We start from the raw sequence: 14,594 nt of genomic DNA, 5'->3' as shown, positions 1-14,594 counted from the left end.
ATTGTGGTGGGCCGATTGCCTGCCACCTTGGCGCCGTTGCACGCCTTGCCAGCGCATAAAGCGCTCTGTTTCTGACCCCCAGCACTGCGTAATTCGCACAGGCGCTGGCCAGTTTTCTTTCCGGAGAGCGGATGATCCGACCCTCGGCGTTGCTTATGTTGTGCCTGGCGTTATTGCTGCCCATGGCGGCGGTCGCACGTCTGGATGGGCCGCTGCAAGTGGCCAAGCCCGGCAAGGTCCGCGACCTGGCGCAAATTCGCTCCAGCCGCACCCTGCGCGTCTTGGTCAACCAGAGCCGCAACAGTTCCGGTGAAGTGCAGGGCCAGGCCATCGGTGTCGAATACCATCGGTTGCGCGCCTTCGAGCAGTACCTCAACGGCCATGCCCGTGATGGGCAGGCCATCAACCTCAAGATCATCCCCAAGGCCAAGGACCAGTTACTCGGTGCGCTGGCCCGTGGTGAAGGTGACCTGGTGGCGCCCGGTGAGTTGCTAGACGTGAAAGGCGTGCACAAGGTCAGCGCCAGCGCCCCGATTGTCAGCGATGTGCCGTTGTGGCTGGTGGGCGTCAAGGGTGAACGACGGTATACCAAACTGGAGCAACTGTCGGGTCGCACGGTGACGCTGACCACCGGTAGTGCGGCGGTGGACGCTATCAGTCAGGTCAATCAAAAGCTGGCCCTGCACAAGCGCCCACCAGTGAAAGTGGAATGGGTTGACCCGAGCCTGGCGGTGGAAGATGTCCTGGAGATGGTGCAGGCCGGGATTTTTCACCTGACGATCGTGGAAAAACCGATTGCCCAACGCTGGTCGAAAATCCTGCCCAAGTTGCGCTTTGACAAGCAGGTCGTCATCAGCGAGCCAGGCGACGAGTTCTGGTTTGTGCGTCAGGACGCGTCGATGCTGCGTGCCAGCATCGATCGGTTTCTCAAGACCTATCACACGCCTTCCGATCAGGATGTGGCCTTCCAGCGCATCTATCGGCGCCTCTACCAGGTCCGTAACCCATTGGCGCGGGCTGACCGCCAGCGCCTGGAAAAACTGCGCCCGGTTTTGCAAAAACATGCGCGTGAGCAAGGTATGGACTGGCTGAATCTGGCGGCGTTGGCGTTCAAGGAGTCTTCCCTGGACCCAGGCGCACGCAATAGTGGAGGCCCTACCGGCCTGATGCAGATCACGCCGTCGGCGGCGCAGCGGGTGGGGGTCAACAATATCGAGTCGCTCGACAGTAATGTGCAGGCGGGGGCGCGTTACCTGGCGATGATCCGGCGCAAGTTTTTCTCCAGCCCCAAGCTCAATGAGCGCGAGCGCATGGCCTTTATGCTGGCGGCGTACAACATGGGGCCGGAGCGGGTGCAAGGTATGCGCACCGAGGCCAAGCGCCGTGGGCTTAACCCCAATCAGTGGTTCTTCCAGGTTGAACGCATTGCCATGGAGCAGGTAGGGATGGGCGGCGTCAGCTATGTTAATAGCGTCAACAAGTATTATTTGGCGTTCGATCGGGAGCGCGAGTCTCTGGAGCCGCCTGCGGCTAAAGTTGCATTGCGTGAATAATCGATTTTTTAGATGTAAATTAGACAATATTTCGGCTTTTATCATTATTTAAACTGATTAATATAGCGGCCAACCAACCCCTACCTGGAAAAGGATTTACCCCCATGAGCCCAATGATTACCCGTGTACTGTCCACTCGCGCCGGTTATGGCCTGACTATTCTGCGTATCTTCGTCGGCATCATCTTCGCTGCCCACGGTTCGCAAAAGCTCTTCGGCTGGTTTGGCGGTGGTGGCCTGGCGGGCACCGCACAATGGATGGAAAGCATCGGCCTGGCGCCGGGCACGCTGATGGCGCTGCTGTCGGGCGGTACCGAGTTCTTCGCCGGCCTGGCCCTGATCATCGGTTTGCTGGTTCGCCCTGCCGCATTGGGCCTGACCTTCCTGACACTGGTGGCGATTTTCTCTGTACACATCCACAACGGGCTGTTCATGGCCAACAACGGTTATGAGTTCGCACTGGCGTTGCTCGGCGGCGCGTTGGCGGTGTTGTTGGAAGGTGCGGGCAAATTGTCTGTCGACCGCGCGATCACTCACTGATCGTTTAGCAAGCTGCACAAAAAGGCCCGCTGATGCGGGCCTTTTCGTTGCCCGGGATTCTTGACACTGCCCCACAGGCTTCTCTAGGATGCTGCTCATGCGCCGATTTAAACAGCTAATTGCGGGGCGCCACTGGGTCTCAATGCAGCCCGACAGAAGTACGCTTGCTCACGCAGGGCGTTCCTCGAAATACCGCTAAAGCGCTGGTTCGGTGTTGCCTCTCACCTGCCCGCAGACTTTTGAGGCAGAGACACGACACGATGAATGCACTACGCCCCCTCATACGCCTGGCCCCGATCACCGCGGACCTGACTCAACGCAATCCGAAAATCCTCCTGGGCGGTAAGCACCAGCCGACACTGCTGCGTTATCTGGACGGCTGGCCACGCCGTTCCGGTCGGCCTTCGGCGTTCCTGATCCAGTTTGTGGAAGACGGCGATTCCCTGGCCCGTTTTGCCAGCGACAGTTTCGACCTTGCAGTGATTCAGGCACCGAGTGCCAGCAACGCCCATGAGGTGATCCACCAACTGACGCGCATTGCCCGGCAAGGGCTGATTGCCCGTCGCTGAGCGACTAGTGAAAGGTTGCCAGTGCGAGGAGTCGACGCTTGCGCTGGTACAGGAACAGTAACCCGGCAATCAGGCACAGCAGTAGCGGTAGAGGCACGACCATCAGCCCTTTGAGCTGTCGCTCGAAACGCTGCACCGGGGCATAGGCCTGCGCCTTGAGTGTATGCAACTCGATGGGCAACTGCAGGCGCTCCTTGTTGAGTACCTGCAACTGCGTATTGGTATCCACCGCCTGGGTGATAAGCCGCGTGTGCGCTGGGTTCAACTCGCGCCATGCTTGCTCTGTCTGCTCAAGTCGTCGCTGGAGCTCAAGCGAATTTTTCCGATAAGCCTGTGCGGCTTCGTCGCGCATGTGTTCCAGCCTGTGCAACGGTTGGCGCATGACACGGGATCGAATGCGCTGGAGCGCTTCGGGCGCCGCCAGGTTATCCAATGTGTTCAATACAAACTGCGCGTTGCCGTTGCGTGCATGGCTGACTGTGTCCGCGAGCAAGTCGGTGTCGGCCACGACCACCATCTGGATCAGTTCTGCTTTTTGCAGCCCGGGCGGCTGGCCCTTGAGGCCGTCGGGAAACGCTGAGTAAGCGGGCCCCTCAACGCGCGCAGCGATCACATGGCGCTGCCCTGAAGTCGCCGTTTCATCGATCAGTGAGTCAAATGTCGTCGCCGAGCCAAAGCGTTTCGCGTCCAGCAGGGCCGATTGCCGTGAGCTCAACAGAATCGGGGTCAACAGTGAACGGCTCTTGGGGGCCAGGGAAAGCGCGCCGCTGCTTGAGACCATCACGGCGTCCAGCCCCCAGGCGCTGACATCCGTTGGAGTCATCGCCTGTGATGGAAGGTGTAGCCTGGCCGGGTGCAGTACCCGGGGCATTCCCGGGCCGGGCGTGGCTGATGAGGCATAGAGATTATCCACCAACAGCTTATCCGCGGGCATTTGGATGCCCCACGCGTTCAGCAGCCCCTCCATTCTGGCGTTCGCTGGCACGGCGTCAGCGCCCATCTCGCTCACGGGGTCGAGGAACATCATCAACTGGGTGCCTTTCAATACCGATTGCTCAATGGCATATAGGGCTCGTTCAGGTAAAGCGTGCGGCTGTACGACTATCAATGTCGCGATGGATGACGGAACCTGGGCGATGTTCGCAGCCAGTTCCACCACGTTGAATTGCTCGCGGATCAACCCCAGCAACTCGCTGGCCGATTTGTCTAACGCCAGTCCCGACAGCAGGCCGATAGTGGCACGCTCAGGCTGCCCCAACTTATAGATCAGGTGGCTGATCTCATATTCAAGTAATGACTCGTGCTCAGGCCGGAACGCTTCGATGCGTTGGGCGCCCTGGCCAGTACGGGTGCCGATAAGGCCAAGGAATCCTTGTGTGTCATCAAGCCCAAACAAGCGGGCTTTGTAGGCATCTTCAGAAAAGGGAGCGGGGTTAATGATATGTAAGTTGATCAGGCCGTTTGCCGCTTTTTCGAACGCCTTGAGCACGTCTTCCACGCGCCGACCATAACGTTCTAATGCCTGGCTTTTTTGCGGCGCATTGAGGGTATTGAAGTAATACAGATCCAGTGGGCTTTCAAGTGACAGTAGCAGTTGCTGCGCCGCGGGCGATAAGGTGTGGATTTTTTCTTCGGAAAAGTCCCAGCGAACAGTGGGCAGTTTGGGTGCCCAGACTAGATTGAATGCCAGAAACAGCAGTGATATGACGAGAAGTGTCATACCCGCACGAAAAGCGGATCCCATCAGTGGTCTTCCTTTTCTCAGCTGTTTTTATAATTGAGTGTGAGGGTGGTCGCAAACAGAAAAGCAACGATCATGCTGATAAAGTACAGGCTGTCCTGCAGTGTGAGCTTGCCGTTATCCATCGCGCTGAAGCGGGCAACGGGATCCAGGGACATCAAACTGTCGATAATCCATATCGGTGCTTGTTGTTCAAGTGCATCCAGTACTGACGAAAGCCCACTGGCGGTCAGCAACAAGCCGAGCGTGAAAAAGAAAATCAGCAGGCGTTGGTTCGCAAGTACACAGACGAAACAACCTACCGAAAGATAACTTCCCGCCAGTAACCAACTGGCCAGGAATTGTGAGGCGATAACGCTATTGTCAGGTGTGCCCAGATAATTCACGGCAATCACCAGCGGGAAGTTAAGCATCAGCGCAATGCCACAGACAGTCCATGCCGCGATGAATTTTCCGATCACCCGTTCCATCGAGGTGACAGGCAAGGCATTCAGGGTGTTGTAAAAGCTGGCGTTGGATTCATCCGACCACAACTGCGTCGATAAAAGGGGGACCAGCAGGAGATAAAGCCAGGGGTGCAGTTCAAAAAAAGCCTGCAAATCACTGCTGTTTCGCTCCATCCATTGGTTGGAATGCAGTCCCAGCGCTGCGCACAGTGCGAGAAAAACCGCCACGCTCAGGTAAGCGCTGGGGGCGCAGGCATAGCTGACGAGTTGTCGTTTGAAAATGACAGGTAGCAGTCTCAAGGTGTTACCTCTTGGCTCAGATGGTGAACGACATCGTTCAGGCGACCCGGCTCCAGATTCATTGAGGTGATGTTCCAGCCGCGATGGGTGATAAGCGCGTTGATCGAGGGAAAGATGGAATGCCCGGGCATGGCCAGTACCGTAACCTTGCCGGGCGCATGCCGGTCTTCTTCGATGCCTGCGACGCCGGGCAATACGGCCAACGCGAGCAAATCCAGCGGGGCGTCTGCCGCGAGGGTGACGGCCTGGAAGTGCCGGGAGCTGCGCTGTAAGTCGGACAGCGAGGCATCGCCCACCAGGCGACCACCGGCGATAACCAAGGCACGGGTGCAGATGTCCGCCAGATCCTGGTAATGGCGGGAGGCGATGATGATGGTCATTTCCTCGCTCAGGGACTGGATGAGTGCCCGGAACTTGAGGCGTTGATCAGGGCAGAGCCCTTCTGTGGGTTCGTCCAGCAGCAGCAGGCTTGGGGAATGCAGGAGCGCCTGGGCCATTGCCACTCTGCGCTTCAAACCAAGGGAAAGGACGTTGATGGGGCAGTCGAGCACGGGCAGCAGTTCCAGTCGTGCGGCTACCTGCGCCACCTGGCTGCGTTTTTCCATCCCGCTCAAGCCGCGAATGGCGGCAATGAAATTGAGCATGTTTTTGACGGGCATCGTGTGATGGTCGAGGCCGTTTTGGAGCTGATAGCCAATGACCTTTTTGGCTTGAATTGAGTGGGTATGGGTATTGAAGCCTTGAATACTGATGTGCCCGGCCGTCGGCTTGATCGTCCCGGCGATCAGGCTCAACAGTGTTGTTTTTCCCGCCCCACTCTCTCCCAGCAAGCCCACACACTCCTGGCGCTGGGCACAGAAGGACAAGTTGCTGATTACGCGTGTTTTGCCCAGGTGTTTTGTGAGGTTGCTTATCTCGATCATGGTTTTACCGAATAAGTTTTGCAGGGCGTGTGAGAGAGGCCGGCGGTATGGAAAAGTGCTTTAAAAAGGGTACGTTCAATATGAAGACTTGGGAACGCGAAGTGTGATTAATAAGAAGAATCCTACGTTCGGCCCGATAATCCGCTGAAACAATTGTTTTGTTTTGAATACTTATTAATGTCCAGATGTTTATCTGATGTTTATATAAAGTTTTCTCCTTTGTAACGAGGCCAGATTGCCATGATGCTTCTACGTACTCTTGTTCTTGAGCGCAACGATGAAGGGACGCCCGTTAACGGCGCCTTGTTGTGCGGGTTTGCTGTGACGCAAACGGCGTCCAACTTTCTGGTGTATAGCCTGGATGAGGAGGCAGAACCCGGCCACTCCAGGGTCTATATCGCGGCACTGCGTAAAAAGATTGACCGGTATTTCCTGGGAGGCGTTGACTCCAAAGAGGACCTGCAATTAGCCATGCAGGTCTTCAAACAGATCCTGACGATGGCAGCGGCAGCCGGCTCGAAGACAACGCCGATTGCCGAACCCCAGGTGCCCTTTCATTTCGTTGATTTGAAAGGCTGCCGGTTGCCGCCTGCCAGGCCAGAGGATCATCACTCGGTGATCATCAAGAAAGCTTTGGTCATGAAGGTCATCACCTTGGGCATGTCGGCCCCGGCGTTGCCTGCGATCGAAAGCAGCGCAGTGATCGTGCCGTCCATTCGCTTCTCGTCGCAAATGGTTGCGCCGCCGCGAAATCCGCGCTCAGCCACGACTGCGCCGCAACCTATGGATGAAGGCACCCTTGAAGAACCGGCGCGGTCGCTGGTCGCGATACCGCAGGAGCAGGTTGAGCCCAGTGCGTCGCCTGTTCCTGGTGAACAAGATGACAGTCACTTTGAGTCAGACAACCTGCGGTTGGCGCCACCCGAGCCTGAGCCTGAGCCCGAACCCTTGGACCCGCCTGCCCAGTTGGACCATACCTCTTTGCTCGAAATGGACAGCGCGCTGAGCAATCTGGCCAAAGTCGCCCAGGAACTGACGCAAAAAAAATGCGCGGTCCTAGAGAAGGAGCAAATGCTTGAACAGTGGCAGGCGCGATTGCAACAGCAGCAGAGCCAGTTGGAAGAAAAAGGCCGTGAACTTGAGCAGCGCCATACCTATTTGCAGGAGCAGGGACTGGAGGTCAGCCAGAAGGCCGAAAAGCTGGCGATGATGATGTTGCAGTTGTCGGGTATGCGCCAGCGTATGCAAGGCACGTTGCTTGAATTGGACCAAGTGCTGGAGGGGCATGGGTGAGGTAATGGGGCGCCGGCCTGGATACTTTCCAGGGTTCATTTATCATCAGTCCCAGCCGGCCGCTGCCTGGGCATGATGCCCTGGCATAACGGCACCATTGGACATTGCCTGGGGATGCAAGCGTTTGAGTACCAAGCTGATTACCAAAGAAGGTCATGAAGCGCTGAAAAAAGAGCTGGATTACCTGTGGCGAGAGAAACGCCCGGATACCACACGCAAAGTGACCTGGGCCGCCTCCCTGGGAGATCGCAGTGAAAATGCGGATTACCAGTACAACAAGAAGCTGTTGCGCGAGATCGACCGACGGGTGCGTTACCTGCGCAAACGCCTGGAAGACATGCGGGTGGTGGAGTACATGCCCGAGCAGGAAGGAAAGGTATTTTTCGGTGCATGGGTCGAAATCGAAAACGAACAGGGCGAGACCAAGCGTTTTCGCATCGTCGGTTATGACGAGATCTACGATCGCATGGATTACATCTCCATCGACTCACCCATGGCACGGGCCCTGCTGCGCAAGGAGGTGGACGACGAGGCAATCGTACAGACCCCCGGCGGAGAGGTGTGCTGGTGGATCACCAAGATCGAATATGTGAAGACCGCCTGATGGCACGTACCCTTGGCTGGGGGCGTGCCATCCAGGTCTCAGCCTTCGCGCAATACGGTCAGCGGGCTGGCATTCAGTGCACGGCGTGTGCCGAATACCCCGGCAGCGCCAATCAGCACGGCACCGATCACGGGCAGCAGTAACAACCACGGGTGGGGATGCCACGCCAGGTCAAAGGCATAGCGGTACAGCACCCAGGTCACCAGTTCGGTGCCCAGTGCCGCCAGCAAGCCACTGACCGCCCCCAACAGACCGAATTCGATGCGTCGGGCCTTGACCAGCAACTTGCGCTCGGCGCCCAAGGCTCGCAGCAATGCACCTTGGCGGATTCGTTCATCCAGGGTGGCCTGCAGGCCAGAGAACAACACTGCCATGCCCGCCGCGAGTACAAACAACAGCACGTATTCGACCGCCAACGTCACTTGGGCGAGGATGCTGCGCAACTGCTCCAGCAGGGCCTCGACCTGCAGGATAGTGACCGCCGGGAAGGCCCGTGACAGGTCGACGATCTGTTGGTCATGGCCGGGAGCCAGATAGAAGCTGGTGAGGTAGGTCGCGGGCAGATCCTTCAAGGTGCCCGGTTGGAAAATCATGAAGAAGTTGGGCTGGAAGTTATCCCAGTTGATGGTGCGCAGGCTGGTGACCCGTGCTTCACGGTTTTCCCCACCGATGGTGAACAATAAATGGTCGTTGAGCTTGAGCTTCAAGCTCTCGGCCACCTTGGCTTCCACCGACACGCCAGGAACCCCGTCAGTGGGTTGCGCCGACCACCACGTACCTGCCGTCAGGACGTTACCCGCTGGCAAGTCGGCTGCCCAGGTCAGGCTCAGATCGCGTTGAGTGGCCCGGTCGCCACTGGAGTCCTTGCTGACAATCTCCTGCACGGGTTCGCCATTGATGCTGATCAAGCGCCCCGGCACCACCGGGTAGAGCGGCGCCGCTTGTGCCTGGACGTCCAGCAGACGGGCGCCAAAGGCGTCCTTGTCGGCCGGCAGGATATTCAGGGCGAAGTAGTTGGGCGCATCCTTGGGCAACTGGTTTTGCCAGGTGTCGAGCAATTCGCCTCGCAACAGCGCGATCAACCCCATGGACAACAGGATCAAGCCAAAGGCCAGGGATTGGCCTGCCGCCGCCAACGGGTGACGCAACAATTGGCCCAGGCCCAGGCGCCACGGCAGGGAGGCGCGAGCCAGTAACCGCCGCAGGCTCTGTAGCAACAACAGCAGCAAGCCACCCAGGAGCAGCGCAGCGACTACACCGCCGCCGAGTAACGCGAAGGTCAATACCAGGTCCAGGCTCAGGCGCCACATGATCAGGCCCAAGGCAAACAGTGCCGCGCCGTAGACCATCCAAGTGCTTGAAGGAATAGGCAGCAAATCGCGGCGCAATACCCGCAGCGGCGGTACCCGGCCCAGTGCGGCCAGCGGCGGGAGGGCGAAGCCGGCGAGGGCGACCAGCCCGGTGCCAATCCCCGCGACGGCCGGTAGCAGCCCGCCTGGCGGTACGTCGGCGGGTAGCAGGTCGTGCAGGAAGTAGAACAGGCCAAATTGCGCCAGCCAGCCGAGCAGGGCGCCGGCCAGGCTCGCCAGCAAGCCCAGTACGCTCAGTTGCAGGCTGAACAGCAGCATGGCTTCACGGCGCGACAAGCCCAGGCAGCGCAACAACGCGCTGGCATCGAAACGTCGACTGGCGAAGCGGTTGGCTGACAGCGCCACGGCCACGCCAGCCAGCAGCACAGCCACTAGGCTGGCCATGTTCAGGTAACGTTCGGCCTTGCCCAGTGCGCCGCCGATTTGCTGGTTGCCATCGCGGGAGTCCTGCAGGCGCTGGTTGGCAGCCAGGCCCGGTTTGACCAGGTCGCGATAAGTTTGCAGCGCTGTGCTGCTTTGTGGCGCACGCCATAGTTCGCGGTAGCTGACACGGCTGCCTGGCTGGACGACACCGGTGGCGTCCAGGTCCGCCAGGTTGATCATGACCCTGGGCGTGAGGCTGTAAAAGTTGCCGGCGCGGTCGGGCTCATAGTTCAGGATGCGCGCCAGGCGCAGGGTCTTCATGCCGACATCGATGCTGTCGCCGACTTTCAGGTCCAGCGCCGTCAGCAACCGTGCTTCTACCCAGGCTTCACCAGGTTTGGGGCCACCGCCCGGGATTTGCGTACCGAAGGGCTCGGTGCTGCTTTTAAGCTCGCCGCGCAAGGGGTACTGCTCGTTGACCGCCTTGATGCTGGAGAGCTGGATGCCGTTATCGGTGGCGATAACGCTGGAGAACTCCACGATGCGAGCGTGATCCAGGCCCAATTCGGTCCCAGATTTGATTTGCTCGGCACGGGCCGGCGAGCTGCCTTCGAGCACCAGGTCGGCGCCGAGGAATTCGGTGGCGCGCAGCAGCATGGCGCCGTTGAGGCGCGCACCAAAGTAGCCGATAGCGGTGCTGGCGGCCACGGCCACCAGCAGGGCAAAGAACAGCACGCGCAATTCGCCGGCGCGGGCATCGCGCAGTAACTGACGCATGGCAAGACTGAACAGGCGCAACAGCGGCAAACGTGCCATCAAGGCTCCAGGGGCGCGACCATCAGGCCGGCTTCAAGGCGGATCAGGCGCCGGCAACGGTGGGCCAGGCGCTCGTCGTGGGTGACCAGTACCAGGGTCGTACCGCTCTCTTTATTCAACTCGAACAACAGGTCGCTGATGCGCTCGCCAGTATGGCTGTCGAGGTTGCCGGTGGGCTCGTCGGCAAACAGCACGTCCGGTTCGGCGGCAAACGCGCGGGCAATCGCCACGCGTTGTTGTTCGCCACCGGACAGTTGGCGGGGCGAGTGGGTCAGGCGCTGGCCCAGGCCTACGCGCTCCAGCAGGTGTTTGGCTCGCTCGCGGGCGTCCTGGCGACCGTCCAGCTCCAGCGGCAGCATCACGTTTTCCAGAGCATTCAAGCTGTCGAGCAATTGGAAGGATTGGAATACGAAACCCACATGCTCGGCACGGATGCGCGCGCGCTGATCTTCGTCGAGGGTGCTCAGGGCTTGCCCGGCCAGGGTCACTTCGCCGCTGCTGGGCAGGTCGAGGCCGGCCAGCAGGCCCAGTAGTGTGGATTTACCGGAACCGGAGCTGCCGACGATAGCCAGGCTATCGCCCTTGTTCAGTTCCAGGCTCAGTTCGTGCAGGATAGTCAGTTCACCTTCCGCGCTGGGAACCACTTTGCTAAGGTTTCGCGCGTTGAGAATGCTTGCGCCCATGGAGAATCCGATGCGAGTGTGGTTTTTGAGTGCTGGCCTGGCCTTGATGTGCATGGCCCAGAACGCAGCGGCGGGTACAGTCCTGATCGTTGGCGATAGTATCAGTGCCGGTTTCGGCCTGGATACACGCAAAGGGTGGGTCGCGTTGCTGGAGCAACGGCTCAAGCAGGAGGGTTTTGACGACAAAGTGGTCAATGCTTCCATCAGTGGCGACACCAGTGCAGGAGGCCTCGCGCGGCTGCCCGCGGCGCTTGCAACGCACAAACCGGACGTGGTGGTGATCGAGTTGGGTGGCAACGATGGCTTGCGCGGCCAGCCGCCTGCGCAATTGCAACAAAATCTTGCTTCGATGATTCAGCAGTCCCGGGACAGCGGCGCCAAGGTGCTGCTGTTGGGTATGCAGATTCCGCCCAATTACGGCAAGCGCTATGTCGAAGCTTTTGCCAAGGTATTCGGTGATGTGGCACAGAAAGAAAAGGTGCCGTTTGTGCCGTTTTTCCTCGAGGGCGTGGGTGGCCATCCGGAGTTGATGCAAGCTGACGGGCTGCACCCGGCGGTCGCGGCGCAAGACAAGTTGCTGGAAAATGTCTGGCCGGCGCTAAAACCGCTGCTATGACGCTTTTCTACCGGCAGGCTTTCGGCTAAGGTGGCGCCCCCCTGATTTGGAGCCCTCGATGTCGCGCCCTGCCTGGTCCCTGTTTAACTACCAACTGATCGAGCCGGACGAGCAGCTGGACCTGTTCGCCTGCCAGGAAGTGCGAGTGCATTTGGTGGCGCGTCAATTGGAACTGGGCGGCTCCATCGACCGCACGCTCTGCGGCACTTTATTGCCCGCACAGCCACGCTGGTCATCGGTCAACCGCTCGATTTTTCAAGACCAGCGACTCTGCCCGTTATGCCGGGCGATTCTAGAATCGCAAAAGCGCGGCACGCCGCCGATCTGGCCGGAGCTGCGCTTCGAGCTGTAAAACAGCTTGAAGCTTGGCGCTGCGAAGCCGTATACAATCAATTTTTCCCTACCCGTCGTCTTGCGAAGGATTTTCCGGATGTTGTCGCGCCTTTCCGTCGTCACCTGCTGCCTGTCTCTTGCTGCGCTTTGTGCGGCGGGTTCGGCGGCGGCCTTGCAGTTGCCCTTGCCACCGCCCGGTGAGGACATTGTTGGCCAGGTCCAAGTGATCAAGGCCAAGTACGAAGACACTTTTGCTGACCTTGGCACCACCTACGACCTGGGCTATTCGGAAATGGTCGCGGCCAACCCGGGTGTCGATGCCTGGTTGCCGGGTGCGGGCACTGAGATTGTGCTGCCGACACGCTTTATCCTGCCGCCCGGGCCGCGGGAAGGCATTGTGATCAATCTGGCGGAATACCGGCTCTACTACTATCCAAAAGGCCAAAACGTCGTCTATACCTTCCCTCTGGGCATTGGCCGGGAAGGCTGGGGTTCGCCGATCGCCCATACCAGTATCATCGCCAAGACGCCGAACCCGACCTGGACGCCACCGGCCTCGATCAAGGCCGAGCACGCCGCCAACGGTGACCCGCTCCCCAACGTGGTGCCTGCCGGCCCCGACAACCCACTGGGGCCGTTCAAGTTCACCCTGGGCACGCCGGGTTACCTGATTCACGGCTCCAACATGAAGTTTGGTATCGGCACGCGTACCAGCCACGGGTGCTTCCGCATGTTCAATAACAACGTGTTGGAAATGGCAGGCATGGTGCCGGTAGGCACGTCAGTACGCATCATCAATGACGCGTACAAGTTCGGCAGCAGTGGTGGCAAGGTCTACCTTGAGGCCCACACGCCGTTGAATGATGACGGTACGCCATCGGTGGTCGACAAGCACACCGCGGTCATCAATGCGTTGCTCAAGCGCGAAGACCTGTCCAATAACCTACGCGTCAACTGGGACCAGGTGCGTGATGTGGTCGCCGCCGAGGATGGCTTGCCGACCGAAATTGGTGTGCCAGGCGGCGCACCTGTGGCGTCCAGCACCCCGCTCGATCTTCAATAATAAGCCTGAGCGAACATCCCTGTGGGAGCGGGCTTGCTCGCGAAGACGTCGGCCCGGCAAACATTGATGTTGACTGATCCACCGCTTTCGCGAGCAAGCCCGCTCCCACATGCCAAATCATAGGCAAAAAAAAGCCGACCCATAAATGGATCGGCTTGATAACAACCCCGAAGGATTATTACTTGCGGCTTGCTTTTTCAAGCATGCGCAGAGCGCGCTCGTTAGCTTCGTCAGCAGTCTGTTGTGCTTTTTGAGCAGCAGCCAGAGCTTCATCAGCTTTACGGTAGGCTTCGTCTGCACGGGCCTGGGAGCGAGCTGCTGCGTCTTCAGTTGCAGTCAGACGAGCTTCGGTTTCTTTGGAGACGCTGCTGCAACCGGTAGCCAGAACTGCGGCCAGAGCCAGAGCAGAGAATTTCAGAACGTTGTTCATCGTGTTCCCCTTCAAGGACTTTCAATTTAATGGCTACTTTCTCAGAGTGAGCTAATAGCCGGCGTACATACTACCCATTACTTGTAGTAAGTAAACTGACGTTGCGCAAGAAGCAAAAAAATTTCTTGTGCCGAATCTATTTTGGCTAATCTTTTGGCGGTTTGTATGAAAACTGTCCAATTTTTTGCACCTGGACGCACATTGGATCCAGGCTGAAAGGGCCGGCCCGCATGTGTTAAGCCTTGTAAATAGATGAAATTTTATATAACGAAGCGGGGCACTTTGGTTACGCTTGGCTTTACTGCGGCGGGCATCTTTTGCGCATCTAGAGGTGACTTTAAGAGCGCCAGTTCGTCTCAAGGTTCAACTGCCGGCAATGTTCAGGCTATCGGTCACCGGTTGATCGAGGCCCTTTCTATATCCACCAGCGGCGGGGAATGACGAGTGCGCCTTGAGCAATTTCAGGATTGGTGCCTACTATTCCCTATGTGCTGGTTGTGAGCGCTCACGGTTTTCTCGCTGTCGAAACCGGCACGGGGTGGCGTAGATGTTCCTTCGCCGGAAAAACATCGGTAAGGTAGGGTCGTTAATTCAGACCCGCGAGGAGTAGTGATGAGCGAGGCGTTGTCCATCCACCATGACCAGGCTGGTCATCAGTTCGAGACCAATGTGGACGGTCATCGTGCCTACCTGACCTACATGGACCTCGGGAAGCAGACCCTGGATATCTATCGCACCTTCGTGCCCAACGCACTGCGGGGGCGAGGCATTGCGGCTGCGTTGACCGAGGAAGCCTTGAAGTTTGCCGAAGAGGCTGGCTACACGGTGATCCCGTCGTGCTCCTATGTCGAACGCTATATGGAGCGCCACCAGCGCCATGCTGCGAAGCTGTAACTGACCAGTTGCCAATAAAAAACGCCGGGCTTAGCCCGGCGTTTTTGGGTGCGCGAAA

The 14,594-nt window shown here is 58.6% G+C and carries 15 protein-coding genes; 9 read left to right on the top strand and 6 right to left on the bottom strand.

The window, feature by feature from the left end:
* Positions 1-131 precede the first annotated feature (131 nt).
* From MHH62_RS07710 to MHH62_RS07700, 3 genes are all read left to right on the top strand, one after another.
* A complete protein-coding gene (locus tag MHH62_RS07710; RefSeq protein WP_197865213.1) occupies positions 132-1,553 on the top strand; it encodes a transglycosylase SLT domain-containing protein in 1,422 nt (473 codons plus the stop codon).
* 104 nt (positions 1,554-1,657) lie between these two features.
* Positions 1,658-2,092: a DoxX family protein gene (locus tag MHH62_RS07705; RefSeq protein ID WP_003189852.1), complete on the top strand. Its 435-nt coding sequence runs from the start codon at positions 1,658-1,660 to the stop codon at positions 2,090-2,092.
* Positions 2,093-2,352: 260 nt separating this feature from the next.
* Positions 2,353-2,661, top strand: coding sequence for a hypothetical protein (locus tag MHH62_RS07700; protein WP_003189853.1), 309 nt, complete (start codon positions 2,353-2,355; stop codon positions 2,659-2,661).
* 4 nt (positions 2,662-2,665) lie between these two features.
* Here MHH62_RS07700 and MHH62_RS07695 read toward each other — a convergent pair whose 3' ends face one another.
* Genes MHH62_RS07695 through MHH62_RS07685 form a run of 3 tightly spaced genes read right to left on the bottom strand, consistent with a single transcriptional unit; the run spans position 2,666 to position 6,071 of the window.
* Positions 2,666-4,405: a Gldg family protein gene (locus MHH62_RS07695; protein ID WP_032903915.1), complete on the bottom strand. Its 1,740-nt coding sequence runs from the start codon at positions 4,403-4,405 to the stop codon at positions 2,666-2,668.
* Positions 4,406-4,422: 17 nt separating this feature from the next.
* The gene (locus MHH62_RS07690) at positions 4,423-5,148 is read right to left on the bottom strand and encodes an ABC transporter permease (RefSeq protein WP_323556728.1); all 726 of its coding nucleotides are present in this window, start codon (positions 5,146-5,148) and stop codon (positions 4,423-4,425) included.
* The gene (locus tag MHH62_RS07685; RefSeq protein WP_032874084.1) at positions 5,145-6,071 is read right to left on the bottom strand and encodes an ABC transporter ATP-binding protein; all 927 of its coding nucleotides are present in this window, start codon (positions 6,069-6,071) and stop codon (positions 5,145-5,147) included. Before MHH62_RS07685 ends, MHH62_RS07690 begins: the two co-directional genes overlap by 4 nt.
* A 240-nt stretch (positions 6,072-6,311) precedes the next feature.
* On the opposite strand from MHH62_RS07685, the gene MHH62_RS07680 reads away from it, so the two are divergent.
* Both MHH62_RS07680 and greB read left to right on the top strand, forming a co-directional pair.
* Positions 6,312-7,364 carry a hypothetical protein gene (locus tag MHH62_RS07680; RefSeq protein WP_069868349.1) on the top strand — a complete coding sequence of 351 codons (1,053 nt, stop codon included), beginning with the start codon at positions 6,312-6,314 and terminating at the stop codon, positions 7,362-7,364.
* A 124-nt stretch (positions 7,365-7,488) separates the two neighbouring features.
* A complete protein-coding gene (greB, locus tag MHH62_RS07675; RefSeq protein WP_014717656.1) occupies positions 7,489-7,968 on the top strand; it encodes a transcription elongation factor GreB in 480 nt (159 codons plus the stop codon).
* A gap of 38 nt (positions 7,969-8,006) precedes the next feature.
* Here the strand turns inward: greB and MHH62_RS07670 are convergent, their stop codons facing one another.
* Both MHH62_RS07670 and MHH62_RS07665 read right to left on the bottom strand, forming a co-directional pair.
* Positions 8,007-10,517, bottom strand: coding sequence for an ABC transporter permease (locus MHH62_RS07670; RefSeq protein WP_339232765.1), 2,511 nt, complete (start codon positions 10,515-10,517; stop codon positions 8,007-8,009).
* Positions 10,517-11,200: an ABC transporter ATP-binding protein gene (locus tag MHH62_RS07665; RefSeq protein ID WP_339232764.1), complete on the bottom strand. Its 684-nt coding sequence runs from the start codon at positions 11,198-11,200 to the stop codon at positions 10,517-10,519. Before MHH62_RS07665 ends, MHH62_RS07670 begins: the two co-directional genes overlap by 1 nt.
* 10 nt (positions 11,201-11,210) lie before the next feature.
* Between MHH62_RS07665 and MHH62_RS07660 the strand changes: the two genes are divergently transcribed.
* The 3 genes from MHH62_RS07660 (at position 11,211) to MHH62_RS07650 (ending at position 13,212) form a co-directional block, all read left to right on the top strand.
* Positions 11,211-11,816 carry an arylesterase gene (locus MHH62_RS07660; RefSeq protein ID WP_014717658.1) on the top strand — a complete coding sequence of 202 codons (606 nt, stop codon included), beginning with the start codon at positions 11,211-11,213 and terminating at the stop codon, positions 11,814-11,816.
* A gap of 58 nt (positions 11,817-11,874) precedes the next feature.
* Positions 11,875-12,168: a hypothetical protein gene (locus tag MHH62_RS07655; RefSeq protein ID WP_003189866.1), complete on the top strand. Its 294-nt coding sequence runs from the start codon at positions 11,875-11,877 to the stop codon at positions 12,166-12,168.
* Between the two features lie 78 nt (positions 12,169-12,246).
* On the top strand, positions 12,247-13,212 hold the full coding sequence (locus MHH62_RS07650; protein ID WP_019820319.1) for a L,D-transpeptidase family protein: 966 nt from the start codon (positions 12,247-12,249) through the stop codon (positions 13,210-13,212).
* 178 nt (positions 13,213-13,390) lie between these two features.
* On the opposite strand, the gene oprI is transcribed toward MHH62_RS07650, so the two are convergent.
* Positions 13,391-13,642, bottom strand: coding sequence for an outer membrane lipoprotei OprI (gene oprI / locus MHH62_RS07645; RefSeq protein WP_003172710.1), 252 nt, complete (start codon positions 13,640-13,642; stop codon positions 13,391-13,393).
* A 612-nt stretch (positions 13,643-14,254) separates the two neighbouring features.
* Here oprI and MHH62_RS07640 point away from each other — a divergent pair.
* Entirely contained in the window at positions 14,255-14,536 is a 282-nt protein-coding gene (locus MHH62_RS07640; RefSeq protein WP_003189869.1) for a GNAT family N-acetyltransferase, read from the top strand.
* Positions 14,537-14,594: the final 58 nt, after the last annotated feature.

Origin of the sequence: Pseudomonas sp. FSL L8-0168 (assembly GCF_037976155.1) — a bacterium.
In the GTDB taxonomy this organism is placed as follows: Bacteria; Pseudomonadota; Gammaproteobacteria; order Pseudomonadales; family Pseudomonadaceae; genus Aquipseudomonas; species Aquipseudomonas paracarnis.
The sequence above is the reverse complement of the archived record's forward strand: the minus strand, read 5'-3'. Positions and strand labels throughout refer to the sequence as shown.

Excerpts from the sequence above, each read along its gene's own strand:
- MHH62_RS07655 (WP_003189866.1), top strand. The coding sequence starts at position 11,875 with ATGTCGCGCCCTGCCTGGTCCCTGTTTAACTACCAACTGATCGAGCCG.
- MHH62_RS07705 (WP_003189852.1), top strand. The coding sequence starts at position 1,658 with ATGAGCCCAATGATTACCCGTGTACTGTCCACTCGCGCCGGTTATGGC.
- oprI (WP_003172710.1), bottom strand. The coding sequence starts at position 13,642 with ATGAACAACGTTCTGAAATTCTCTGCTCTGGCTCTGGCCGCAGTTCTG.
- MHH62_RS07700 (WP_003189853.1), top strand. The coding sequence starts at position 2,353 with ATGAATGCACTACGCCCCCTCATACGCCTGGCCCCGATCACCGCGGAC.
- MHH62_RS07650 (WP_019820319.1), top strand. The coding sequence starts at position 12,247 with ATGTTGTCGCGCCTTTCCGTCGTCACCTGCTGCCTGTCTCTTGCTGCG.
- MHH62_RS07695 (WP_032903915.1), bottom strand. The coding sequence starts at position 4,405 with ATGGGATCCGCTTTTCGTGCGGGTATGACACTTCTCGTCATATCACTG.
- MHH62_RS07665 (WP_339232764.1), bottom strand. The coding sequence starts at position 11,200 with ATGGGCGCAAGCATTCTCAACGCGCGAAACCTTAGCAAAGTGGTTCCC.
- MHH62_RS07640 (WP_003189869.1), top strand. The coding sequence starts at position 14,255 with ATGAGCGAGGCGTTGTCCATCCACCATGACCAGGCTGGTCATCAGTTC.
- MHH62_RS07710 (WP_197865213.1), top strand. The coding sequence starts at position 132 with ATGATCCGACCCTCGGCGTTGCTTATGTTGTGCCTGGCGTTATTGCTG.
- MHH62_RS07660 (WP_014717658.1), top strand. The coding sequence starts at position 11,211 with ATGCGAGTGTGGTTTTTGAGTGCTGGCCTGGCCTTGATGTGCATGGCC.
- MHH62_RS07670 (WP_339232765.1), bottom strand. The coding sequence starts at position 10,517 with ATGGCACGTTTGCCGCTGTTGCGCCTGTTCAGTCTTGCCATGCGTCAG.
- MHH62_RS07685 (WP_032874084.1), bottom strand. The coding sequence starts at position 6,071 with ATGATCGAGATAAGCAACCTCACAAAACACCTGGGCAAAACACGCGTA.
- MHH62_RS07680 (WP_069868349.1), top strand. The coding sequence starts at position 6,312 with ATGATGCTTCTACGTACTCTTGTTCTTGAGCGCAACGATGAAGGGACG.